At 49.8% G+C, this 25,110-nt stretch carries 20 protein-coding genes; all 20 read right to left on the bottom strand.

Going from position 1 to position 25,110, the window contains the following annotated elements; translation table 11 throughout:
- Positions 1 to 19: 19 nt before the first annotated feature.
- The gene (sigE, locus tag CZ379_RS14005) at positions 20 to 742 is read right to left on the bottom strand and encodes an RNA polymerase sporulation sigma factor SigE (RefSeq protein ID WP_110932180.1); all 723 of its coding nucleotides are present in this window, start codon (positions 740 to 742) and stop codon (positions 20 to 22) included.
- Positions 743 to 758: 16 nt separating this feature from the next.
- Complete coding sequence (spoIIGA, locus tag CZ379_RS14000; protein WP_110932179.1) at positions 759 to 1,724, bottom strand: sigma-E processing peptidase SpoIIGA; 966 nt, start codon at positions 1,722 to 1,724, stop codon at positions 759 to 761.
- A 216-nt stretch (positions 1,725 to 1,940) separates the two neighbouring features.
- Positions 1,941 to 3,053 carry a cell division protein FtsZ gene (gene ftsZ, locus CZ379_RS13995; protein WP_110932178.1) on the bottom strand — a complete coding sequence of 371 codons (1,113 nt, stop codon included), beginning with the start codon at positions 3,051 to 3,053 and terminating at the stop codon, positions 1,941 to 1,943.
- Between the two features lie 50 nt (positions 3,054 to 3,103).
- Positions 3,104 to 4,357, bottom strand: coding sequence for a cell division protein FtsA (ftsA, locus tag CZ379_RS13990; RefSeq protein WP_110932177.1), 1,254 nt, complete (start codon positions 4,355 to 4,357; stop codon positions 3,104 to 3,106).
- A 244-nt stretch (positions 4,358 to 4,601) separates the two neighbouring features.
- Positions 4,602 to 5,357, bottom strand: coding sequence for a cell division protein FtsQ/DivIB (locus CZ379_RS13985; RefSeq protein ID WP_110934381.1), 756 nt, complete (start codon positions 5,355 to 5,357; stop codon positions 4,602 to 4,604).
- Between the two features lie 72 nt (positions 5,358 to 5,429).
- On the bottom strand, positions 5,430 to 6,710 hold the full coding sequence (gene murA, locus CZ379_RS13980; protein ID WP_110934380.1) for a UDP-N-acetylglucosamine 1-carboxyvinyltransferase: 1,281 nt from the start codon (positions 6,708 to 6,710) through the stop codon (positions 5,430 to 5,432).
- A 16-nt stretch (positions 6,711 to 6,726) separates the two neighbouring features.
- Positions 6,727 to 7,632 carry a UDP-N-acetylmuramate dehydrogenase gene (gene murB, locus CZ379_RS13975; protein ID WP_110932176.1) on the bottom strand — a complete coding sequence of 302 codons (906 nt, stop codon included), beginning with the start codon at positions 7,630 to 7,632 and terminating at the stop codon, positions 6,727 to 6,729.
- A gap of 216 nt (positions 7,633 to 7,848) precedes the next feature.
- Positions 7,849 to 8,967, bottom strand: a complete 1,119-nt coding sequence (murG, locus tag CZ379_RS13970) for an undecaprenyldiphospho-muramoylpentapeptide beta-N-acetylglucosaminyltransferase (protein ID WP_110932175.1) — start codon at positions 8,965 to 8,967, stop codon at positions 7,849 to 7,851.
- A 6-nt stretch (positions 8,968 to 8,973) separates the two neighbouring features.
- Positions 8,974 to 10,071, bottom strand: coding sequence for a stage V sporulation protein E (gene spoVE / locus CZ379_RS13965; RefSeq protein ID WP_110932174.1), 1,098 nt, complete (start codon positions 10,069 to 10,071; stop codon positions 8,974 to 8,976).
- Between the two features lie 49 nt (positions 10,072 to 10,120).
- Positions 10,121 to 11,545: a UDP-N-acetylmuramoyl-L-alanine--D-glutamate ligase gene (gene murD, locus CZ379_RS13960; RefSeq protein ID WP_110932173.1), complete on the bottom strand. Its 1,425-nt coding sequence runs from the start codon at positions 11,543 to 11,545 to the stop codon at positions 10,121 to 10,123.
- A 4-nt stretch (positions 11,546 to 11,549) separates the two neighbouring features.
- Positions 11,550 to 12,515 carry a phospho-N-acetylmuramoyl-pentapeptide-transferase gene (gene mraY, locus CZ379_RS13955; protein WP_110932172.1) on the bottom strand — a complete coding sequence of 322 codons (966 nt, stop codon included), beginning with the start codon at positions 12,513 to 12,515 and terminating at the stop codon, positions 11,550 to 11,552.
- Positions 12,516 to 12,538: 23 nt separating this feature from the next.
- Positions 12,539 to 13,936: a UDP-N-acetylmuramoyl-tripeptide--D-alanyl-D-alanine ligase gene (locus CZ379_RS13950; protein WP_110934379.1), complete on the bottom strand. Its 1,398-nt coding sequence runs from the start codon at positions 13,934 to 13,936 to the stop codon at positions 12,539 to 12,541.
- Positions 13,936 to 15,426, bottom strand: a complete 1,491-nt coding sequence (locus tag CZ379_RS13945; RefSeq protein ID WP_110932171.1) for a UDP-N-acetylmuramoyl-L-alanyl-D-glutamate--2,6-diaminopimelate ligase — start codon at positions 15,424 to 15,426, stop codon at positions 13,936 to 13,938. Before CZ379_RS13945 ends, CZ379_RS13950 begins: the two co-directional genes overlap by 1 nt.
- Positions 15,427 to 15,501: 75 nt before the next feature.
- Entirely contained in the window at positions 15,502 to 17,451 is a 1,950-nt protein-coding gene (locus CZ379_RS13940) for a stage V sporulation protein D (RefSeq protein ID WP_110932170.1), read from the bottom strand.
- An 81-nt stretch (positions 17,452 to 17,532) separates the two neighbouring features.
- Positions 17,533 to 19,782 (bottom strand): penicillin-binding transpeptidase domain-containing protein, encoded by a 2,250-nt coding sequence (locus tag CZ379_RS13935; protein ID WP_110932169.1) that lies wholly within the window; start codon positions 19,780 to 19,782, stop codon positions 17,533 to 17,535.
- Between the two features lie 21 nt (positions 19,783 to 19,803).
- Positions 19,804 to 20,232, bottom strand: a complete 429-nt coding sequence (locus CZ379_RS13930) for a hypothetical protein (protein WP_110932168.1) — start codon at positions 20,230 to 20,232, stop codon at positions 19,804 to 19,806.
- 4 nt (positions 20,233 to 20,236) lie between these two features.
- Positions 20,237 to 21,208, bottom strand: coding sequence for a 16S rRNA (cytosine(1402)-N(4))-methyltransferase RsmH (gene rsmH / locus CZ379_RS13925; protein ID WP_110932167.1), 972 nt, complete (start codon positions 21,206 to 21,208; stop codon positions 20,237 to 20,239).
- Between the two features lie 20 nt (positions 21,209 to 21,228).
- A complete protein-coding gene (gene mraZ, locus CZ379_RS13920) occupies positions 21,229 to 21,666 on the bottom strand; it encodes a division/cell wall cluster transcriptional repressor MraZ (RefSeq protein WP_110932166.1) in 438 nt (145 codons plus the stop codon).
- A 360-nt stretch (positions 21,667 to 22,026) separates the two neighbouring features.
- Positions 22,027 to 23,295 (bottom strand): adenosylhomocysteinase, encoded by a 1,269-nt coding sequence (locus tag CZ379_RS13915; protein ID WP_110932165.1) that lies wholly within the window; start codon positions 23,293 to 23,295, stop codon positions 22,027 to 22,029.
- Between the two features lie 56 nt (positions 23,296 to 23,351).
- Positions 23,352 to 24,989, bottom strand: a complete 1,638-nt coding sequence (gene bshC, locus CZ379_RS13910; protein ID WP_110932164.1) for a bacillithiol biosynthesis cysteine-adding enzyme BshC — start codon at positions 24,987 to 24,989, stop codon at positions 23,352 to 23,354.
- Positions 24,990 to 25,110: the final 121 nt, after the last annotated feature.

The following is a 25,110-nucleotide window of genomic DNA, read 5'->3' as shown; positions in this document are numbered from 1 at the left end:
ATTCCTTAGTTTCAACTACCTAAACCATCTTATTGAATTCCTTGCGGAGACGTTTAATGATCCTTTTCTCCAGCCGAGAAATATAAGATTGCGATATCCCCAGCAGGTCAGCAACATCCTTCTGCGTCTTCTCGTCACCATCTACAAGACCAAAGCGCAGCTCCATAATCATTCTTTCCCGCTCGCTCAGCTTGTCGAGTGCTTTATGCAGCAGCTTGCGATCGACCTGCTCCTCAATATTGCGGTAAATCGTATCGTTCTCCGTGCCAAGCACGTCGGAGAGCAGCAATTCATTGCCGTCCCAATCAATATTTAGCGGTTCATCAAAAGACACTTCTGTACGTATTTTACTGTTGCGGCGCAAATACATCAGTATTTCATTCTCAATACAACGGGAAGCATACGTTGCCAGCTTAATCTTCTTCTCGGGATCGAACGTATTGACGGCTTTAATCAGTCCGATGGCACCGATCGACACGAGATCCTCGATATTAATTCCCGTATTCTCAAATTTGCGGGCGATATAAACGACAAGACGCAAATTTCGCTCAATAAGCATAGCCCGAATCGCAGAATCTCCCGTGGATAACCGCTGCAGCAAATATTCCTCTTCCTCTCGCGTTAAAGGAGGAGGAAGCGCCTCGCTGCCGCCAATATAGTAGATTTCCTCACTCTTGAGCCCGAACAGGAACAACAGCCGATAATACTGCAATTGCAACATTAACTTCCATCTAACACGCATTTCATTTCCTCCTATATCACGATCCTGATGTATTTAAAAGATAATCTTCCTCCGCCTCTTCGATGCCTTCGATCAGCGCCGGGTGGATAATAGCACGATACGCCAGTTCAGCAGACAACCGCCCCCCATCTAATCCAATAAGCACCCGTTTCGTCGTCATCATCCGCCCCTCCCGAGTAATCGATACCTCATCCGGCTTCAAGGCAATCATAAATTGCGAGCCTTTATTAATTCCCCGATAGGGAACCAGGCGCAACCGATCCCTCCACGGAAACAACTCCTCATCGCTCCACTCCATAATAAGGTTGTCCGCTTGCTCCGCAGCTAATTTGTGAAGAAAATCGCCCGGCAGTACCTGATCCCATAAAGAGGCCTCCATGACCATAACCGGCCATCTTGTAAGCGGATCTTTAAGTTGATTGCCGGTATCGACCAACCCGGTACACAGTACTGTCTTATCCTCAATGCGAACCTTCACTTCAGCCAGACAGGTTTCTATGCGTTCTATGCTGCGCTTTGAAGAAACAACCATTCTAAACCAAATAATGACTATAAAAAAAACGACTACCGTGAATATTGAACCTATCTCGAGCGAGAAGCCGAGACCCCCGGAAGCTGAATACCATATTCCGCTCCACACTTCTCCAGAATTTTGCAGCAAATAGTGAATGCCCAGTATACCGCCGGCAGCCGCAAAGTTCACCATGTAGAAAGCTCCCATATTCCGCAAATAGTTTTGCAGACTAGCATAACCAAATGCGATACATAGCATGACGACAGAGAATGAAAATTTTACAAGGAACGTAAATAGGAAGGATAGCTCGGGGAGGAACATCATGACGACATAGGCAGCCCCTACAGTTGCCGAGGCCGCGATTCGCCATACCTTTATCCGCTGTTTCCTGATCCAGGCTGTCACTAGCAGCAAGCTCGCGTCGATCAACAGGTTCATAAGGAATATGAGATCGATATAGACGACCACTCTGACTCACCTGCCTAGGCCTTCCAATTCTTCTTCCTCGATACTAGAAGAGCTTCCCTGCACCAAAGGAGTTGCTATCAGTATAATGAGAAGCTGTTGTAAAGTCTGTCTAAAATTGAGTGAAGATTATTACTATTTTTGTCGAGCAATGCAAAAAACCTCCATTCCACATTGCTGTGGAACGGAGGTTTAGATTGTGGGGAGATTTGGTCAAAATTATTCGTTATTGTGACGGGAACGGTTGCGAAGGAAGGTTGGGATATCCAGTTGGTCACCGCTCGGTTGATTCCCGAAAGGTCTCAGGGAGGATGCTGCTCGGCCTTCTTGCGTTTCGGCGGCACCTGCTGCCGGCTTACGGATCGGCGCTGCCGGAGACTTATGCTCGAATCCGGTCGCGATGACCGTTACTTTAATCTCTTCCTTCAAATTCTCATCAATAATAGCACCAAAAATCATATTTACTTCTGGATCAGATGCGGAGATAACAATCTCTGCTGCCTCGTTAACTTCATATAAGGACAGGTTCGATCCACCTGTAATGTTCATAATTACGCCGCGAGCTCCCTCGATTGAAGTCTCAAGAAGCGGACTCATAATCGCTTTGCGCGCTGCTTCCGCTGCACGGTTCTCGCCTGTAGCTTCGCCGATTCCCATTAGAGCGGAACCGCGTTCCGTCATAATCGTCTTCACGTCGGCAAAGTCAAGGTTGATCAGCCCCGGTACGGCAATCAGATCGGAAATGCCTTGTACCGCTTGACGAAGCACATTATCCGCTTCGCGGAAAGCTTCCAGCATCGGTGTCTTCTTATCCACGATCTCAAGGAGACGATCATTTGGAATCACGATAAGTGTATCTACCTTCTCCTTCAAAGCTTCGATCCCCAGCTCAGCATGGGAAGAACGCTTGCGTCCTTCAAAGGTGAACGGGCGAGTAACTACCCCTACGGTCAATGCGCCGCACTCCTTGGCAATCTCGGCAATAACCGGAGCTGCTCCCGTACCTGTTCCCCCGCCCATACCGGCAGTTACAAATACCATGTCTGCGCCTTTCAGCGTGTTGGCAATCAACTCGCGTGATTCTTCAGCCGCTTTCTTCCCCACATCGGGATTAGCGCCTGCTCCAAGTCCACGGGTCAGTTTATCCCCGATTTGCAGCTTATGCTCAGACTTGGCTAAATGCAAGGCTTGAGCATCTGTATTCACCGTAATGAATTCGACGCCCTGTACCCCATTTTCGATCATTCTGTTCACAGCGTTGCTACCGCCACCGCCAACACCAATGACTTTTATTTGAGCCAAACTCTCCATTTCGAAATCAAATTCCAACATACTCTTCCATCTCCCCCTCATTGTGCATGGATGGCCCGTCCATCTTCAAGTTATATGAATTCACTGAATAAACTCTTTAGACGTTCCATAATACCCGGTTTGCTCGCGCTCTCCTGAGTACTTACCGGTTTATTCCGATTGGTGGTCTTCTTTGCACCATTACCGGTATTCCGGACGCGTATATTTTTGATCACTTTGTACAATATGCCCACGCCTCCCGTGTAACCAGGATCACGGACACCGATATAATCTGGCACAGCAACCCGCACGGAAGCGGCTAGTTCCTCTTGTGCAACTCTGAGAAGCCCCGGCATCGACACCGTTCCTCCCGTAAGTATATAACCGCCGGGCAGCTCACTGTAACCGAGTCGTTTGACTTCCTGCCGAATCATTTGGAATATCTCCTGGACGCGAGGCTCTGCGATGGCTGCAAGATCCTCTTGAGTAAATTCCTTATCTACATTGCTACCGATTCTTGTGACCTTGAAAGTTACATCTCCCGCCGAATCTTCGATGGAGGCGCAGCCGTATTTCAGCTTCACCTTCTCCGCCTGATCCGTTAGTGTGCGAAGGCCGTAAGCAATGTCATTCGTTATAAATTCTCCCCCTATCGGAAGCGTAGATGTCGCAATAATTGTGCCGCTTTCGAACACTGCGATTGTTGTTGATCCAGCGCCGATATCTACCAGCACGGATCCCATCGTCTTCTCATCCTTGGATAATGCAAGCTGGCCTGCTCCAAGGGACAGCAATACTAGATCGCTTACCTTCAGCCCGGACTTCTCCACGCATCGAAGCAAATTATGTATTGCCGTCTTAGCTCCTGTAATAATCGTTGCTTCGACTTCCAACCGAACGCCGATCATTCCGCGGGGATCCTGAATTCCTTCCAGACCATCCACAACATATTGCTTCGCGACCACATCGATAATTTCCCGCTCGGGAGGCAGTGCGATCACTTCCGCCGCTTTCAGTACGCGGTCGATATCTTCTTCTCCAATTTCACGATCCTCATTCTGTACGGCTACTACCCCATGGCTCGTCTGGAGTCCGATATGATTGCCTGAAATGCCGACGTATACTTCCGATATTTGAATACCTACCATCCGCTCCGCATGATCAACAGCACTGCGGATCGATTGCACGGTTTGATCAATATCTACAATCGCACCTTTGCGAATTCCTTCCGAGTCGGCAGATCCAACTCCAATAATATTAAAGGTTCCATTACTAATTTCCCCAATAATAGCACGAACTTTGGATGTACCGATGTCCAAACTAACAATGATGTCATTGTTGCTCAAGCTCTGGCACCTCCTATTTCCCATTCAAAATTGTTATAACCATATTAAATGCACTCTCTACATATTCAACGCCGTTTGACCTTTCCCTCTTTTTTCTACAATTTTTTTGAATTCCATCTTTTGCATAAAAGTAGGATAAAGGTAACGATAGAGTAGGCTTCCAGTCCTCTATGTCCATTTACGCGAACTTAGAAAAAAGGCAATTGTAAAAACCAGCCCATAAAATGTATTTTACCATTGTTTTTCACTCATGAGTAGTATCATTTTGTTCGTCGTGGGGCTCGTAGGGTACATATGAGTCGGCCTCGAGCATCGTAAGCATGCCGGGATCCTGAGACTCCAGAATGGAGTTCATATATTCCAGCTTAGCCGGAAGCAATGAAATGGCCGTCACTACTTCGAATTTGGAGCCTGTATACAGTTTGACCCGGTCGGGATAAGACAAGGTCGGGGAAGGCACGATTTCCGAAATGTCAGAGACCTGATCTTCCGGAATTTGAGCCAGCACCTCACAGAGCTTGGCCAAATTCGAGTCATCTTCTCGCCATCCGGTCAAAATCGGCTTCTCCATCGGCATCGATCCGATGCCCAAGTTGATCTTCGTCCCATTGGCAAGCAGGCCCTTCAAGCCGTCGTCTACGGTCAGCTCATAGGCTGCTAGTGGGTACTCCTTAATATGGATCGTAATCCCGCCAGGAAAGGACTTGTCCACCTTAGCTTCCTCAATGGATGGAATCTTCTTCATGCGCTTCGAAATCGTCTCCGAGCTCGTTCCGAAGAACGGGGCGCCCAGCTCTAGACCGCTAATTTCCAGCAGATCCTCCTCCGAGGTATAAGCGCTGCCTTCAAACGTAATGCTGGAGATTTTGCTTAAGGAAGAACGGAAAAAGAGCACGGCAAGCAGAGAGAGAAACAATAAAATCAAAATCCCGGCTACTTTTTTGCTGTTTTTCCTCTTCGGTTTTGGTTGCTTTAACGCGGGCATATTGGCTTTAGACATAACATTTCTCCGATATATTGTAATGTACAAAGCCTTTATCCCCTCCTCCGGAGGGGATAATTCAAGGCATCATCAAGCTAGATCCAGCTGCTTCAGCACAGGAGCATCACGCCTTACCATGCCACCCAGTCGCTGAAACATCACTTCAATTCGATCATATCCACGATCAATATGATACACCTGTTCTACGATCGTCTTGCCTTGCGCGGCTAATCCGGCAATCACGAGTGCGGCACCGGCTCTCAAATCCGTCGCTTCTACGGTAGCGCCATACAATCTCGGCACTCCGCGAATAATCGCTGCGTTCATATCTACGGAAATATCTGCACCCATCCGCACCAATTCATCAACATGCTTGAAACGGCCTTCGAACACCGTCTCTTTCATTAAACTTACACCATCAGCCAAAGCTAGTAAGACCATCACCTGAGATTGCAAATCCGTCGGAAAGGATGGATAAGGTGAAGTTACGACTCGTTCAACCGCTTTAAAGCGGCCTACGCTGCTTACGGTTATTATATCATTGCAGGTACTGATTTGAACACCAGCGCGGCGCAGCACATGCAGCAATGAAACCAGGTGAGAAGGATTGCAGTGCGTCAAGGTGACCGTCCCTCTCGTCGCTGCTGCAGCAATAAGCGCTGTCCCCGCAACGATCCGATCGGGAATAATCTCGTAATCGCAGGGATAGAGACGAGTCACTCCCTGAATTGTTATCGTATCGGTGCCGGCTCCCATAATACTTGCGCCCATCGTATTAAGGAAATTTTGTAGATCCTGAATTTCGGGCTCCCGTGCCGCATTCGTAATTACCGTTGTGCCTTCTGCCAGCGCTGCAGCCATCATTATGTTCTCCGTGGCGCCAACGCTCGGGAAATCAAGGTGAATATCACTGCCCACGAGCTTGCTGGCCCTGCACCATATCTGCTGATCATGCTCTTCAATTACAGCTCCGAGAGCCTGTAATCCCCGCAAGTGCAGATCGATCTTCCGTTCGCCGATCGCGCAGCCGCCGGGCTGATATATACATACCTCTTTGAATCTCGCTAACAGCGGCCCCATTAGAAAAATAGAAGAGCGCATTTGCTTCATCAAATCCTCCGGCACATGGCTGGAATCAGCACCGCTGGCATCAACCATGACGGTATCACCCTTGTGAACCGTTTTACAACCTAATCGGCTCAAAATGCCAAGCATAACATCAATATCGAGCAAACGAGGAACATTTCGAAGTTGCACCGCCCCTTCAGACAGCAGGCTGGCAGCCAAAATAGGCAGTGCGGCATTTTTCGCTCCATGGATTTGAATGGTTCCTGATAGGGGTTTCCCGCCTTCAATCACCAATTTGTCCAATGTATCACCTCCGAGTTTACCGTTCACCCACGAAGTAAACCTCCGGCACCAAAGCGATATCACACTCCGAGGCTATGGTGTCCTTGATTAGCTCCATGAGCGAGAGAACGTCCTCTGCTGTCGCTTGCCCCGTATTGACAATGAAATTGGCATGCAGCTCGGATATTTGCGCTCCGCCTATACTCCTTCCCTTAAGTCCTGCCGCTTCAATCAACCTGGCCGCATGATCACCTGGCGGATTACGGAATACACTGCCAGCACATGGCTGCTGCAGCGGCTGAGTCTTGCGGCGGCGATCCTTATAGGAAGCCATGGCAGCCGCAATCTCCAGGCGATCCCCCTCCTCCAGGGTAAAGACGGCATTCGCCACCACCCCTCGGCTCCCATGCAAGATCGAATGGCGGTATGAAAATTCCATATCCTGTGCATGATAAGTTACCAACTCACCCGTCTCCAGAACAATTTCAGCGGATTTAAATATCCGTGACACATCAGACCCGTGAGCGCCGGCGTTCATATATACGGCTCCACCGACGGTTCCCGGAATCCCCCCAGCAAATTCCAGGCCGGTCATGCCTTCCTTGCCCGCCATAATGCTCAGTCTTACAAACGAGGCTCCTCCCCCCGCTTCGACCTCGGCACCCCGGAATTGGATCTGCTCCATTTCATTACCCAGCTTGATCACCGCACCTCTAATGCCCTTATCGGATACGAGCATGTTGGAGCCCTTTCCCACCATTAACCAAGGAACCTGCTCTTCATAAAGCCGGCGAATCAAATTTGCCAGCTGCCATTTGTTCTCTGGGACGATCAGAGCATCGGCTGGCCCTCCTATTTTCCATGTCGTATACTTCGACATCGGCTCATCGGGTAAGACCTTGCCCACTTCCTGTTCTGATAATTTCGATATCCACTGCTGCATCTGAAAATCCCTCCTTGACTAACATGCCGAATCCCGTACGGTAATCGAGCCGTCCGATGATCGGTTAATCCGTATAATTTCACCGGCTGCATGGGTTAGCGGAGACGCGCAGGATGACGTCCTTCCTTTTTGCCCCCGCATGGATTGTCACGATTTATATGGTATCTTATGCCCTCTCATGTAAGAGTGTGACAAAGGCCCAGCCCCGGCAAATTTCTATCGTTTTCCCTGATTACGAACGAGCCGCCGCATTTCTTCCACGATCACATGAGCGGATTCCGGCTTGCCAAGCTGCTTGGCTGCGGTGGACATCGATCGGTGAAGAGACGATTCGGTCAAAATGCGTTCGACAGCCGCAAATAATGAGCTTCCCGTCAGATCCGGCTCAACGATCACCTCAGCAGCTCCTGACTTCTCTAGCGATCTCGCATTTTTCTCCTGATGATTATTCGTGACATTCGGGGATGGAATCAAAATCGATGGTATTCCTAAAGCAGTGATTTCCGCAAGAAAAGACGCTCCCGCCCGATTCACGATTAACGAGGTGCATGCCAGCACCTCAGGCATGTTGTGCACATAAGGCAGCACTTGTAAATTTCTAGGCATCTCGCCTAGCTTAGCAGCAATCGCTGTTTTCGTATTTTCATAGTAACTTTCTCCGGTAACATAAATAAAAGAAACATGACCCAGCCTGCCGATGGAAGGCGCCATATCAATCATCGCTTCGTTAATGGCCTTCGCTCCGCGGCTTCCTCCGACTACGAGAACGATCGGACTCCCTTGAGGAAGCCCAAGGGAGGCGTAACCTTTATTTTTATCCGCTTCAAATACAGTTGTAGCCCGCGGATTTCCAGTGTAGAGAATTTTCTTCGCCGCTGGAAAGGAAGCCCCCGAGCCTTCGAAGCTGACCGCTACCGTAGAAACGTATTTGCTCAGGAAGCGATTCGTTAATCCTGGCACCGCATTCTGCTCGTGAATGATGCTTGGAATGCCAAGCTTGGCCGCCGCATAAACGACCGGGCCGCAGACGTATCCGCCCGTGCCGATGACGACATCCGGCTTGAACTCGCGCAATAGACGCTTGGAAGTCTGCACGCCCTTCATAAAACGCACGATTGTCTTGACATTATCAAACGATAGTTTCCGGCGAAAGCCGGTAATATTAATCGCCTTAAAAGGAATATTCTCTTTGGGAACCAAGGAGCTCTCCAGCCCCCGCTCACCACCTATATATAAAAACTCGGAATCAGGGTATTCCGCACCGCATTGATTCGCAATCGCCAGAGCGGGATAAATATGCCCCCCCGTTCCGCCGCCGCTTAGCACGACGCGCATACTTTCTCACCTCGCATAACGGGATAAATTCAATAAAATACCTAGCGCTGTCAGCATTAGCGTGAGCGAGGAGCCCCCGTAACTGATCAGCGGCAAAGTAATGCCTGTGACAGGCATGAGACCGATGACGACGCCGATATTGATAACAACCTGTACAGCCACCATACCGACAATACCGACGGCAAGCAAGCTTCCGAAGCTGTCCTCCACTGTCATCGCCACTCTCATACCCCTCCATACTAGTATAAGGAACAGAAGAAGAACTAGTAATCCACCGATAAAACCAAGCTCCTCCGCCAAAATAGAGAAGATGAAATCCGTCTGCGGCTCAGGGACATAACTGTATTTCTGACGGCTCATCCCCAGTCCAAGGCCTGCAAGTCCGCCTGGGCCGATCGCGTAAAGGGATTGAATAATTTGATAGCCCGAGCCAAGCGGATCAGACCATGGATCTAGAAAAGCGGTAATTCGCTGCAAACGATAAGGCGCAGCCAGTACGAGCCCCACAAAGCCTAGAGCGCCAACTGCAGCCAGTCCTGAAAGATGCTTAACTCTCGCTCCCGCGGTAAACACAATGAGCAGCGACGCTCCCATCATGACCGTGCCAGTTCCCAAATCCGGCTGCAGCATAATGAGGCCGAACGCAAGGCCCATTATGCCTAACGGAGGCAGCAGCCCTCTTGTAAACAGCGTAATCTTGTAATCTTCCTTACTAAGCCAATAGGAGAGAAACAGAATCATGCCGAGCTTCATAAACTCGGAGGGCTGAATGCCGAACGAGCTGATGCCGAGCCAGCTTCGGGCACCGCCACGTACGACGCCTATTCCTGGAATAAGCACGATGACGAGCAGAGCGAAGCAGACGAGCAAGGCAAACTTCGCATACTTCCGTAAATGGCGATAATCCAGATTCAACATAAAGAACATCGCCACAAGGCCAAGCACGGCGAATAGCAGCTGCCGCTTGACGAAATAGAAGGAGTCTCCGTAATCATGAAAAGCGAGAACAGAGCCCGCGCTATATACCATAACAATTCCTATAGCAAGCAGTCCCAATATGCTGGACATTAACCAAAAATCCGGTGCCATGCGGTTTTTGCTCATCGTGGAAGCCACCTCTTAACGGAAAGTAGGGGCTTTTCCACCCCCCTACTTAAAGGGTATGCACCGCCTCTTTAAAAATGCGTCCCCGTTCCTCGTAAGAAGCAAACATGTCCCAGCTGGCGCAGGCAGGCGACAGTAGAACGATATCCCCCGGCTCTGCCAGCCCGGCAGCCTTGCGAGTAGCGGCGCGCAGCGTCTCGGCAGCACTGTCTCCAGTATCGACAAGCAATGCGTCCGGTAATCCGGCCAGCTTAGCAATATGAGCCATTTTTTCCTTCGTCTGCCCAAGAGCCACCACAGCTTTAACCTTGTCCTTAAATACGGGCACCAATTCCATGTAGTCGGAACCGCGATCCAGACCTCCGGCAACGAGCACAATCGGCGCGTCCAGTGCATCAATCGCCATCATTGTCGCCTTCGAGTTCGTCGCTTTCGAATTATTATAGTAGGTTACGCCCTCTTTAGCAGCTACATATTCGAGACGATGCTCCACGCCCCGGAAGGTGCGCAGCGGCGGAGCAAGCTGCTCTGGACTCGCCCCGGCTGCGAGGCATGCGGCAATTGCCGCCAGCGCGTTCTCCACATTAAAACGCCCCGGCAAACCGATTTCATCCACACAAATAATGTCAGCGACAGATCCTTCAGAGCTTCTGTAAACGATGGTTCTTTGCTTGGCATCTTGCTCATCCGGCAAATACGGAGGTTCAATGTAGACCCCTTCGGCCTTTAGCCGCTCTGTCATGGAGAACGGGAGAAGCTTTGCCCTAATATAAGGGACAAGCTCCCGACAGACCGGATCATCCCAGTTAATGACGGCTGTATCCCCATCCACCTGGTTCGCAAACAGCTTCGCTTTGGAGGAAATATAGTCCTTCATTGAGCCATGATAATCCAAATGCGTCTCAGCTACATTCAACAGCACACCGATGGTCGGCCGAAACTGCTCTGTCCCCTTTAGCTGGAAGCTGCTAAGTTCCGCGATCATCCAGTTGTCCGGGCGGGCTTCTTCAGCGGCCTCACAGAGCGGCGTTCCGATATTCCCTGCAATAATCGGCTGCAGGCCCGCAGACTGCAGCATGCTCCCGATCCAGGTCGTCGTCGTCGTCTTGCCGTTGGAGCCCGTAATACCAATCATAGGCGCAGCGCATAAGTGATAGGCGACCTCAACCTCGGTAACGACGTCGATCCCAAGCTCCAGCGCTTTGACGACGGGCGGCACACTATAGGGAATACCTGGATTTTTGATGACAAGCTCTATTCCCTGATGAATCAGCTCATCGGGATGCCCCCCGCATAGAACAGAAATTCCCAAAGCCTCTAAATCAGAAGCTTCGGGACATTGTTCTCTGTCCTTTTTATCATTTACAGTAACGATCGCCCCATGGCGATGCAGGGTTTTGGCAACTTGAACGCCACTTCTCGCAAGGCCCAGGACGACAATCTGCCGATCCCGGTATTGTTCCGGATGTTTCATGATTTTACAACCCCTTGTTAAGATAAAGTCCAACCCCTGCTAGCAGTAGACCGACAGCCCAGAAGGTAACGACAACCCGCCACTCCGACCAGCCTGAAAGCTCGAAATGATGATGAATTGGGCTCATTTTGAATATTCGTTTGCCCCGTGTTTTGAATGAGATAACCTGAAGAACAACAGACAGCATCTCGACGACGAACACCCCGCCGATCACAAGAAACAGCAATTCGCTTTTGGTAATAATCGCAATGGCAGCGATGGCGCCGCCGATGCCAAGCGAGCCTGTGTCTCCCATAAACACTTTAGCCGGATGGGCATTGAACACAAGAAAACCCAATACCGCGCCGATCATCGCCGCAGCACATACTGCGGCCGGTATGGACGTGGCCTGCATCGCAATCACAGAATAAGCGCCGAAAGCGATAGCACTTACTCCGGACAGCAGCCCATCGAGTCCATCGGTAAAATTCACGGCATTACTAATGGCAAGCATCATAAGAATAATGAAGGGATAGTAGAACCATGCGCCCCAATCAAACGAAATTTGCGTACCCGGTATGCCAAGTGCAGTGCTATGCCCCTCGGAAATCAATAAGGCGCAAACGATACCGGCGAATAGCAGCTGTCCGAACAATTTCTGCCTGGGCGTTAGTCCCAAAGAACGTTTAAATACAATTTTGATGTAATCATCCAGAAAGCCGACCAGCCCGAATCCGAGCGTAGCTACAAGCAATATATAAAAATCCGTATTAATGACCGAAAACTTCAGGAAAGCCAGTGTAAATGCCAATATGATGACAATACCGCCCATCGTGGGCGTCCCTGCCTTCTTCTGGTGGCTTTGCGGCCCTTCGCCGCGAATTTGTTGTCCGAATTTCATTCGACGCAGAAGCGGAATGAGGAGCGGGGCCGAAATGACAGCCAATATAAAGGATACTCCGATCGTTAGCAATATAAGTCCAAAATCCATGGGATCCCCCCCTTTCGCCGGTATTATTGATGTAGTTCGCTGCTCTTGACGGCTTCCACGACTTCCTCCAGCCTCATCCCCCGCGACCCCTTAACAAGCACTACATCTTTAGGATGCAGAATGCTCAGCAGCCCCGATATGAGTTCAGCTTTATCAGTATATGCATGAATGCTCTCTTGGTCCAAATGCTCGGCGGCACCTTCCGCAATTTTCGCTCCCAGTGCGCCATAGGTGAACAACTGATCCAGTTTGTTGGCAGTGATAAAACAGCCAACCTCCCGATGAAGCTCATTCTCAGTCGGCCCCAGCTCCAGCATGTCACCCAAGACAGCGATTTTATGGTGATAGCCCTTCATGTTCTCCAGCACTCCGATGGCTGCTTTCATGGCGGTTGGACTGGCGTTGTAGGCATCATTCAAAATCGTAATTCCGCTGTGTCCTTTAACGACCTCGATTCGCATGCCTGTAAGCTTAACCTCTGTTAGCCCTTCCTTGATCGCTTGCTCCGTCACGCCGAAATAGCGGGCTACGGCGATAGCTGCAAGGCAATTGATGACGTTATGCTGCCCCAGCAGCGGCAAATGCAGCGGCGCTTCATCCCCCGCGCTGGACGTAAATACCGTGCGGTCATCCATAAACATTAAGCCGATCGGGTAATCATCATTATGAGGCGCAAGTCCGAAGGTCGCCGTATTGAAGTCATCCGGCTTGGCCGTAGTAGATTCCCGGAGCACCTCCGCTATGAGCGGTTCATCGCCATCATAAACGAGCAATCCCCCGGATTTCAGCCCTGCCAAAATCTCCAGCTTAGCTCGGGCTATTTCTAGTCTAGAGCCCAGCTGCATCAAGTGGGCTTCCCCGATATTTGTAATGACGGCCACTTCCGGCTTGGCCAGTTTTGACAGCAATTCGATTTCGGTGCGCCCGCTCATTCCCATCTCCAGCACGATAATATCCGCATCTGCGGGCATCGCAAGAATAGTAAGTGGCAGCCCGATATGATTGTTGAAATTCCCCTGCGTTTTGTGCACCTTAAATGTGGTGGAGAGCAGAGAGAACACAATGTCCTTCGTCGTCGTCTTTCCATTGCTTCCCGTAATTCCTACGACCCTGGCCTTGCTTTCCCTCAGATAACAATGCGCAAGTCGCTGTAAAGCTTCAAGCGTATGATCTACGACAACAGCGGGGCCTGGCGGCGTGCCCTTGGCTTTGTCCCATAATATCGCTCCAGCGCCTGCCGCTAGGCAATCTGCTGCAAAATCATGACCGTCAAACCGCTCTCCCGAAAGCGGAATGAATAAGCATCCTTTTGTAATACTCCGGGAGTCCGTCGTAACACCTTGTATCGTCAAGTTAGCATCATCCGGCTTGCGAAGTTCTCCGCCGCACATGGCTGCTATTTCTTTCAAGTTTCTCTTTATCACTTGCTCAAGCCCCTTATCGCTTCTTTAGCGACGATCCGATCGTCAAAATCATGCACTGCTGTACCAATTAATTGATAGGTCTCATGACCTTTCCCCGCAATCAATACTACATCTTCACTGCTTGCCATTTCAATAGCCTTTTGGATCGCTTCGCGCCGATCGACAATCAGTTCGTAGCGTTCCTCTGCCACGTCGTCCTCTTTCAACCCAGCTGCAATGTCAACTAGAATCGCCTCTGGATCTTCCGTACGAGGGTTGTCTGACGTGACGATGACATGCTGTGCATAGCGGGCGGCTATTTTGCCCATAAGCGGCCGCTTCGTTCGATCTCTGTCCCCGCCGCAACCGAATACGCAAATCACTCGTCCTACAGCAAACTCAGCAACCGTACGCAGTACATTTTCCAGACCGTCCGGGGTATGGGCGTAATCGACGATAACCGCAAACGATTGTCCTTCGTCCACCGCCTCAACCCTCCCGTCAACCCCGTTGAGCGCTTCAAGGCTCTCTTTGATACGATTCAGCGTAACACCTTCCAACAAGGCTGCGGCAATCGCAGCCAATGCATTGTAAACATTGAATTTGCCCACCATACGAAGTGTAATGTCAGTGCTGCCCTGAAACGTATCAACATGAAAAGAAGTCCCTCGTGCCGTAACAACGATGTTCGAAGCCTGAATATCTGCCGCTTTCTCGACGCCGTAGGTCACGACTTCAGCTGCCGTTTGCTTTGCGAAATAGTCGGAAGCCGGATCGTCTGCATTAAGAACTGCGAAGCTGCGATGCGCGGGATCATTTTCATAGGTATTTCCAAGACGGGAGAAAAACAGTCCTTTCGCAGCCTGGTACTCTTCCATCGTATGATGATAATCGAGATGATCCTGCGTTAAATTCGTAAAGATAGCGGTACGAAATCTCGTTCCTTTTACCCGGCCCTGCTGAAGCGCATGGGAGGATACTTCCATTACGCAATAGTCAACGGCGCTCTCTGCCATTTCACTTAAATATTGCTGCAAATCCAGTGACTCCGGAGTCGTTCTCGGCATCGGTATAGCCTGCCCGGCGTATTTCCGTTCAATGGTGCCGATCAAACCCGTATTTAATTGCTGATCTGCAAGAATACGTTCAATGAGATAAGTCGTTGTCGTCTTGCCATTCGTCCCTGTTACTCCGATGATTTTCATTCGTGAGCTAGGCGAACTATAGAACACGTTACTTAAAATCGCCATGGCAAGTCTGCTATCCTTGACCTGAAGCTGCGGGAGATCCACATGCTCCAAATACCGCTCAACAACCAGCGCTACTGCTCCCTGCCCAGCAGCCTGCGGAGCGAAATCATGCCCATCCACCGTATAGCCCGGCAGGCAAATGAATAAATCACCAGCCTTCACCTGCCTTGAATCAATAGCGATGCCTCGGCACAGCGTCTCTCCGTCGCCATGTATTCTAGATGCTATTAAATATGTAGCCAGCTCTGTCAGCAGCATATAAGACCCCTCCGTCGATTTCTTACTTTTATCACTCATTTATATTATCACCAAGAGTATGGCTTTTCAGGAATATTATTCACTATGCTCATGCTCGATTCCAGCCTCGGACTCTTTGCCCATATAAATGCGGATCGTGGAGCCGCTCTCTACCCTCGTACCGGGTTTCGGAGCTTGATTGATGACAATATTGCCCACCCCTGATTTAGCCAATGAAAAGTTCATATTTAAATCCTCATAAATTTCCTGTACGCTGTGGCCGATCAAATCCGGAACGGTAACGATTTTCGTTTCCCCGTATTTATACTTTTTTGCGACCTGCTCCTTGCGAGGTGGAACCTTCATATATTCCAGAGCATCGGTCAAAATATTCCGAACGATCGGGGCAGCCACAACGCCCCCGAACTGAATGCCCTGCGGATTATCCACGGCGGTGTAGACGACGATTTGCGGATCATCCGCAGGCGCAAAACCGATAAAGGACACGATATGTTCGCTCGTCGAATATCTCCCATTTACGACCTTCTGGGCTGTCCCGGTCTTGCCGCCGACACGATAGCCATCGATAAAGGCATTGCCTCCCGTCCCATTCGCAACGACGCTTTCCAGTGCATTCCTCACTTGCTTCGAGGTTTCTTCGGAAACGACCTGCCGAACGACGGTCGGCTCTACCTCGTCGACAATCTGACCGCTTTCTGGATTGACCCAGGATTTCGTGACATGCGGTTTAAACAGCTTGCCGCCGTTAATCGCCGCCGAAACGGCAGTAATCTGCTGGATCGGGGTTACCGACACCCCTTGACCGAAGGAAGTTGTTGCCAGCTCCACCGGCCCAACCTGAGAAAGCTTGAACAAGATACCGTTCTCTTCACCACTAAGATCAATACCTGTCTTGCTGCCAAAACCAAAATCTTTAATGTATTTGAATAAAGTTTCTTTGCCGAGACGCTGTCCAAGCGTAACGAACCCAGGGTTGCAGGAGTTCTCCACGACCTGGAGAAAGGTCTGACTGCCATGTCCGCCCCTTTTCCAGCAGCGAAGCGAAGCGCCGGCTACCTTAATATAGCCTGGATCAAAAAAACCTTCGTTAAGATTTACTTTTTTCTCCTCCAAAGCTGCTGCAAGGGTAATGATCTTGAACGTGGAGCCCGGCTCATACGTCATCCAAATCGGCAGATTGCGATTGTACACCTCTGCGGGATATTCCTGATAGAGCCCCGGCATATATCCAGGACGCGCTGCCATCGCGAGTATTTCTCCGTTTTTAGGATTCATAGCGATAGAGATCGCTGAATCCGCCTGCAATCTAGCCATCGCCTGATCGAGCTCCCGCTCCATAATGCTCTGGATCGTCTTATCGATCGTCAGCTGCAAACTCAACCCATCTTTCGGCTGGATATACTTCTCCGATGAACCCGGCATTAACCTGCCGCCGGCATCGGATAAATACGAAATGCTGCCATTCATCCCGTTCAGCTGGCTATCGTATTTTTTCTCCACTCCGGTAAGACCTTGGTTGTAGCTTCCCGTAAAACCAAGAATATGAGCAGCTAATCCTCCATAAGGATAATACCTTTTGTTATCCTCGGCAACAACAATACCCGGGAGAGCTAAATCACGAATTTGCTGTCCTTTCTCCATCGTAATTTTGCGTCCGCCGGGTTGCAGCCTAACTATCGATTGTCGCTTCGTGATTGTTTTCAGAATCTCTTCCTCGCTCATTCCGAGCAAGGGCGCCAAGCTGCGAGCTGTAGCCTCAGGAGTTTTGATTTGTACTGGAATCGCCATGACCGTCGGCGTCGTTATATTATAGGCGAGCGTAACCCCGTTACGGTCGCTGATTTCCCCGCGTTTGGCCGAGAAAGGGATGTTACGGCGCCATGAATCCTCCGCTTTGGCCGATAGCTCCGCTCCTTGGCCTAATTGAACATAAGCTAGCCTTATGACTAGGGCCGCAAAAAGCAGAACTAGCAGCAGCAGAAGCAGTAGCAGTCTTCTCCTGACGGTAACCTTGGATACTTTCATAGATTGCCCTCCCTGTTTGTTCCTCAAGACATGATCATACTGCTATCATGACTATTCAGGACAAACAGGGGTTAGAACAAGCTATGGAGAGGAGCTTCCCGAATCATCCTGATCCGCAGCCTCAGCATCATTCTCTTCGTCTTCATCCAAAGCAGCCGGGTCTGCCTCTTCTTCAACCAGCTCTTTGCCAAGAGGCTCCAGCACCAGCGTTACCTGCCTTTGCCCTTGAACCTCGGCGACTTGCTGATCAACAACATACCCCTCTCCTACCGTTCTTACAGATACCTGCAGCACGGACAACAGCTCCATCGCATCGCGCAGCGATTGGCCTTTTACGTTAGGAACATTTAAATACTGGCCTTCCTCCGTCAGAATATACATATGCTGTCCTGACTTCATATAAGTTCCAGCCTTCGGAAATTGCGACACGACCTTGCTTCCGTTCCCTAAGGTAGCGTAGGAAATCCCTTTGCTTGCCAGCAAATCTTTAGCTTGCTGTACAGGCAAATCACTAAGATCCGGTGCCTTCGCCCCGCTTGTTGAGGATGCTGCCTGATTCCCTGCATGGTCTAACTGCTTCGGTACCCCCATATATTGCAGTGTTTGATTTAGAATCTTCTTAACGATCGGCCCTGCCGCAGTACCTCCGCCTAGTTCAGAGTTGCTCGGCTCATCAATTAGCACGAGAATAACGATTTTCGGATCCTCCACGGGCGCATATCCAAGGTAGGAGACAACCTGTTTGGAATAGTCGTATCCACCGCCCTTGGCGGGTTTAACTGCAGTACCCGTCTTACCGGCTATGCGATATCCTTCAATATAGGCGTGGCGCCCGGTTCCGATCTTTCGATCCGAGACGACCTGCTCTAAATAACCGCTCACTTCCTTCGCTTTCTCCCGCGACATCACCTCGCGAATGACCTTTGGCTGCGTAGTCACCGTCTCCCCGGTATGCGGGTCGGTGATAGACTTGACGATATGCGGCTCCATCAATTTGCCGCCGTTGGCCACCGCCGCTACCGCCGCTACCTGCTGGATCGGGGTCACGAGCAGCTTACCGTGCCCGTAGGACATTGCTGCATAGTCGGCTTGGTATACGGGACTTACCGTCCCTTTAGCCTCTCCTGGAAGCTCGACGCCTGTCCTTTGCCCAAAGCCGAATTCGTCAACGTACTGTTTGAGCAGCTCGGGCCCCAGCTTTTCGTAGCCGAGCTTGACAAAAGCGACGTTACTGGAGCGCTTGACTCCTTCCAAATACGAAATAGCTCCCCACCCTGAACGCTTCACGTCACGAATTGTCTGACCCGGTACGCGAATACTACCTGACATAAAACTATCGTTCGGATTGAATAGACCCTCTTGAACCGCTCCTGCCAAGGTAACGATCTTAAACGTAGAACCAGGCTCATACACCGATTTAATCGCATGATTATAGAAATTCTTCTGATCAACGTTCTTCCAATACTCATTCGGATCGTAGGTCGGCATATTCGCCATGCCTAGAATCTCCATCGTTTGGGGATCTGCTGCAATGACCGTCATACTGATCGGCTTGAGTTCAGCGAAAGCCTCCTTCATCGCCTCTTCGATATAATACTGGATTGTGTAGTCGATCGTCAGCTGTAAATCGTTTCCATTCTTTACTGGCGTGTATATTTCGCTCGCTTTCGGAATCTCAATGCCACGCCCGTCGCTCTTATACTCAAGCGATCCATCCTGGCCTTTCAGCTCCTCATCATAATAAGATTCGATGCCCGTCCCCTGGACAGCCTCGCCTTCGCGATTGACATATCCGAGTATATGCGCTGCTGCACTCTTCTTCGGATAATAGCGTTTCTGCTCCTTGATGAGTATAATCCCAACATCCTCACGCTCATATTTCTTTTCCAGATCATCTCTTAGCTTCTCGACCTGCTCCTTTACCTCCTGGTCGACCTTCCAACCCTCTCTGCGCACTTCTCTCTGCCTGTAGTACTTCCCATCTTCATTTTTGGCATTCAACAGCTCGCGGAGCTCATCCTCTTTCTTACCGAGAATCTCATGCAGCCCCTTGACGATATCATCCTGTATGCCAAGATCATGAATAAGCTGGGGATTGATCGCCACAGTGTAGGCGGGAGCATCCACCGCTAATATATCGCCGTTCCGATCCGTGATTTTGCCGCGGGTGGCCGGGATCGTCTTTTTCTTCGACCATACTTTTTCCGCATGAGCCTGCCAAAAATCCGCCTCTACGACCTGTATCCAAAACACTCTTCCCATCAATACAGCAAAAAAGAGGGTGGTTATTCCCCCTATAAGCAGTGTCCGCAATTTGATTCTCTTGATCATGGCTAGAACCTCTTTAAATCCTTATTTCCGGGCGATCTTGGCGGCATCTCCCGAATTCGCTGTTTTGCTGCCTGGCTCCGTAGATATTTGCACGTGGAATCCTTCTTCATTCGATTCGGTGTAACCGAGCTTAGCGGCTTCTTGAGGAATTTGCTCCTCCAGCTTCTCTTTCTGAATCGTGAGTTCATTCATTTCTGCATTCAGCTTCTGTATGTCTGTATTCAGATTGTACATATCCCGCTTTATGCTATAAAGATTGGAATTTTGCCATAGCAATCCGCCCATTACGGCAACGCAGAACATCACTGTAAACATGTACAGCAGCTTCTCCCGGACAGGAAGCGTAGATCTGCGAGTGACGACCTTGGTCGTTTCGCGATATCGCTGCGACTGATAGCCGCGTTGTTGTGTTTTTTCTTTTACCGCCAAATTACCCCGTGTATAGGCCATTTCACTACTCCTCCGCTACTGATTGCAATTTCTCCGCCACGCGTAATTTTGCTGAACGCGCCCGGGGATTATCGACCAATTCCTGTTCTGTAGGAATCACCGGCTTTCGGTTGATCAGCTTGAGCTCTCCCTTTCCTCCGCATACGCACATCGGAAAATCGGGAGGACATGTGCATCTCTCGACAAATTTCGCGAAAATCTGCTTGCAAATCCGGTCTTCTAGCGAATGAAAGGTAATCACCGAAACTCTTCCGCCCGGCGCCAAACAACGAATCGCGGCATGCAGACCATCTTCGAATGCACCGAGTTCATCGTTGACTGCAATCCGTAGCGCCTGAAAGCTTCGCTTAGCAGGATGGCCACCGGTTCGGCGCGCGGCTGCCGGAATTCCCTCTTTAATGAGCTCAACAAGCTGCCCCGTCGTTTCAATTGGGTGCTCGGAGCGCTTTTCAACGATTACTTTCGCGATCCGCCTTGAAAATTTCTCTTCACCGTACTGGTACAAAATCCGAGCGATCTCACGTTCAGGCCATTCATTCACAATTTCTCTCGCTGTGAGGCCCGCTGTCTGATCCATTCTCATGTCCAGCGGCGCATCCGCATTATAGCTAAAGCCCCGCTCGCCCTCATCGAATTGGGGAGATGATACCCCTAAGTCAAAAAGTATGCCATCGACCTGCGGCACGCCCTCCTTCTTCGGCACCCATTCCAATTCGGACAGCTTTTCCTGCAAATATCGAAAATTGCTTCGCACCAAGGTTAATCGCTCCCCGTAGGAAGACAAATTGGCTTCGGCATGATCATGAGCCCAATCGTCCTGATCAAAGGAGATCAGCCTGCCTTCTGCTCCCAGCTTGGACAGTATAACCGAGCTATGCCCCCCGCCCCCCAAGGTACAATCTACATAAATACCATTCGGCTTGATGCGCAGCCCTTCTGTCGCTTCTTCTTTAAGTACTGTGATGTGATGAAACAAGCTGCAGCCCTCCAGACCGTCTACAAATCAAAATTAAAATCAACCAATTTTTCTGCAATGTCATTAAAGGTGTCCTCCGATTGCTGGAAGTACTGCTCCCAAGTGTTGCGACTCCAAATTTCAACGCGATTCGACACACCAAGAACAACGCAATCCTTCTCCAGCTTAGCGTACTGTCGCAGATTACCCGGTAAATTTACCCTTCCCTGTTTGTCCCACTCGCATTCCGTCGCACCCGAGAAAAAAAAGCGGGTGAAGGCACGAGCATCAGACTTCATCAAAGGGAGGGCTTTGAGCTTCTGCTCTAGCACTGCCCATTCTTCCATCGGATACACGAAGAGGCACTGGTCCAAACCACGGGTAACGACAAAAGAGGCTCCAAGAAGATCACGAAACTTAGCCGGTATAATAATCCGACCCTTGTCATCAATGCTATGTTGGAACTCCCCCATAAACATTGAGCAGTCACTCCTTACCTCTTTCCCCCACTTTGCACCACTTTCCACCACTCATGACTAGTTATTCTGCATTCTAGCGTAAAATCCTCCTATAAAGCAAATTATTTTTTAGCGAAAGTATAACTTTTTAAAAACATATGCATAGTTCCATGTTTTACATAAAATAGTTAGGTATAAAGAACATTGACAAAAGGACTAAAGTCCCAATTAACAAAAACAGTAGAACTAAATGATGTCCAATTTAAAAATCATGACGCATATAGTTGGGATACGTAACACAAATAAAAAAAGGCAGTCCAGGAAATATATTCCCGGCTGCCTTGGTTCACAGAAGATGCAACTATAGATTCAAGCTTTATCTTAATGCTCCTGCCAGCTATCCAAATAAGCGCGCTGCTCTTCGGTAAGCTGATCGATGCCGAATCCGAGGGTTTCCAGTTTGTTGCGGGCGACCAACTCGTCCAATTCATATGGCACGTTAACGACAGAAGCACCGATCTCTTTATACTGCTCATTTACATATTTCAAGGACAATGCTTGAAGCGCAAAGGTCATATCCATAATTTCGGCAGGATGGCCATCGCCAGCTGCCAGATTTACTAGACGGCCTTCCGCCAAAATATACATTTTGCGTCCATCCTTTAAATGATACTCCTCAATATTGCGTCGAACGGTGCGCACCGATGAGGAACGCTCCTCTAGCTCCGGCTTGTTCACCTCAACATCGAAATGGCCTGCGTTGGACAGGATAGCTCCATCCTTCATTACATCATAATGTTCGCCACGAATGACATCTCGGTTGCCCGTTACCGTTACGAAGAAGTCGCCAACTTTGGCCGCCTCGATCATCGGCATAACTTGGAACCCGTCCATATAAGCTTCGACCGCTTTAATCGCGTCAATTTCTGTCACGATAACATTGGCGCCGAGTCCCTTGGCCCGCATGGCAACCCCTTTGCCGCACCAGCCGTAGCCTACGACTACAACGGTTTTCCCGGCAACGACGAGGTTTGTCGTCCGGTTAATGCCATCCCATACCGATTGCCCGGTTCCGTAGCGATTGTCGAATAAGTATTTACAGTAAGCATCATTTACCGCGACCATAGGGAATTTTAACTGGCCTTCCTTCTCCATCGCTTTGAGACGCAGAATGCCGGTCGTTGTTTCTTCCGCGCCGCCGCGCACGTTCTCCAGCAAATCCGGACGCTCGGAATGAAGAATGCTGACGAGATCCCCTCCATCGTCAATAATGAGATCCGGCTTGTTCTCCAGAGCGCGAATCATCAGTTCCTTATACTCCTTCGGATCCGGGTTATATTTCGCATACACAGTCACGCCATCCTCTACAAGCGCCGCACACACATCATCCTGAGTGGACAACGGGTTACTCCCCGTAATCGTAACTTCTGCTCCGCCAGCTTGAACTACTTTAGCCAAATAAGCGGTTTTCGCCTCCAAATGCAAGGAAATTGCAACCTTCAAGCCTTTAAATGGCTGCTCCTGCTCGAATTGCTTGCGAATGCGGCTGAGCACTGGCATATGGGCTTCAACCCAGTCGATTTTTAAATGGCCTTCAGGGGCTAGCTTCAAATCAGTAATCACACTGTCCTGAATCGATTTTGTTGTCAAAGTAAAACCCTCCTATAAATTTTTGTTGAACCCTTTATCAATTGTATGAATCGCCTTTAAGCATAAATTATTCTGTGCTGCCCCATCATTTCATACGGAATCTCCATCAAACGGTCAATCCAGTCGAATCCGTACCGATTTAAATAGGCGAAAATATTGAATACCCGCTCTTGTGGCTTATGCTGCGGATATAGGGTTAATTCAATACGGTCAAAATGTCGCAGGCCGGTTTCATTGCTTCTTTCCAGCGCATCCTTGACGCGCATCTGCAAAAAGTTCATCTGCTCGATAATCTTCGTTTTATTTGTGCTGCCAAGCTTGATCAAACCCTTCTCAACTTGGCCTAGCTGATTAACTAGCGGATCATACAAGCTGGAGAATGCCCTCTTCATGTCTTCAAACTGTTCCTCGAGCCGCAGCTTATCCTGCTTTGCCAGCCAATCGGCCTTGATCCTTCCAAATACAGCATGATCTATTACATTTTCCCATGATAGAAAATATTTGTCCATATGCTTTTGTATCGTGCCGTCCATGACCGTAAACGACATCCTTGGCAGCAACAGCGGCATGCGCAGCTTGAGCAGCTCGAATGCTTTGCCCGTAAGCCCCCAGTAGGCAATTTCCCCATTGCCAAGAACAGAACCGAGCACGGGAAGTAAATAGTCCTGCATCAAAGGCCGGGTTAACACATTGTTGCTAAAGCGCTCGGGATGTCTGTGCAGCTCGGCAATAAGCTCATCACGCGTAAAAGCAACTAAGCCTTTGCGATCGACATACTTATCCTCCCGTTTAAACAATAACAAGCGCTCGCCCTCAGCAATGTAAAATAGATTCGCTCCGCCCTCCGCTACTTCTGCCTGTGGGTGGTAGCCTTGCGAGGCAACCTCCCTGGAAGCGGCATGATAGGCAGACTCCAGCTCATCATTGCTTCGGATCATCGTTTCAAACATCGGTATCTCCAACCTGCGCAGTGCCGGATCGGCAGAATCAAGCAGGACGAGTCCATACTTTCCAAACCAGGTACCAAACAATCTTGCAAAAGCTTCAGTTAACGAAGTTGAGACGGATAAGGTGTCTCTTAATTGCTTCAGCAGATCCCCTTTGAACTCACTGTCCGGAAGCAATTGCTCCAGTTCTCTCGCCGCCGTCTCCCATTCATGCACGCTAACCGAAGTTTGGCTGACCGAACCCCGGCGGCTTTCCTCGCGCGGAATACGAATGCGGGATATCTCAAGCTCGGGGGAGAGTACGTATGTATGATCCACCTCATCCCAGTCATGATCCTCTCCAGCGATCCAGAACACCGGAATAACATCGCGGCCCAACAGATCGGATGCCCGCTCTGCGGCCTTGATAAGGGTCACGGCTTTATAGATAACAAGCAAGGGCCCTGTAAACAGGCCACTTTGCTGTCCGCCAGTGATAACTGCGGTTCCAGGCTGTTCCAGCTTATTCAATGATTTCGTGACGGCGGCATCCGGGTTAAAGCGTTCATTATATTGCCGCAGCCGATCAACCAGCTCCCTCCGCTCGGCTCGAAGGTGCTCCGTCTGATCCAGCCACTGCAGTCTAGCCGTCCAGCTTCCCTCGTCAGCAGGACTACCACCATATAAATGCTCCACTGCTTGGAAATCAGATATAAAAGACTCCGCCAGCGGTTGACCAGATTGTATAGGTGCTTGAACAACGTTCATCAGGTTCATATCCTCCTGTTCTTATCGGAAACCTCCATTCGATTGTACCGAATGTCTTCCTCCCCCGTCAAAGTGAATCTATTTATCTCAGCAAAAAGCTCTCTTCAGTGGCGCAAAGCGA

It is taken from the genome of Paenibacillus bouchesdurhonensis, assembly GCF_900155685.1.
Lineage (GTDB): Bacteria > Bacillota > Bacilli > Paenibacillales > Paenibacillaceae > Fontibacillus > Fontibacillus bouchesdurhonensis.
Note: the sequence above shows the minus strand (reverse complement) of the source record. Positions and strands in the feature narration are given on the sequence as shown.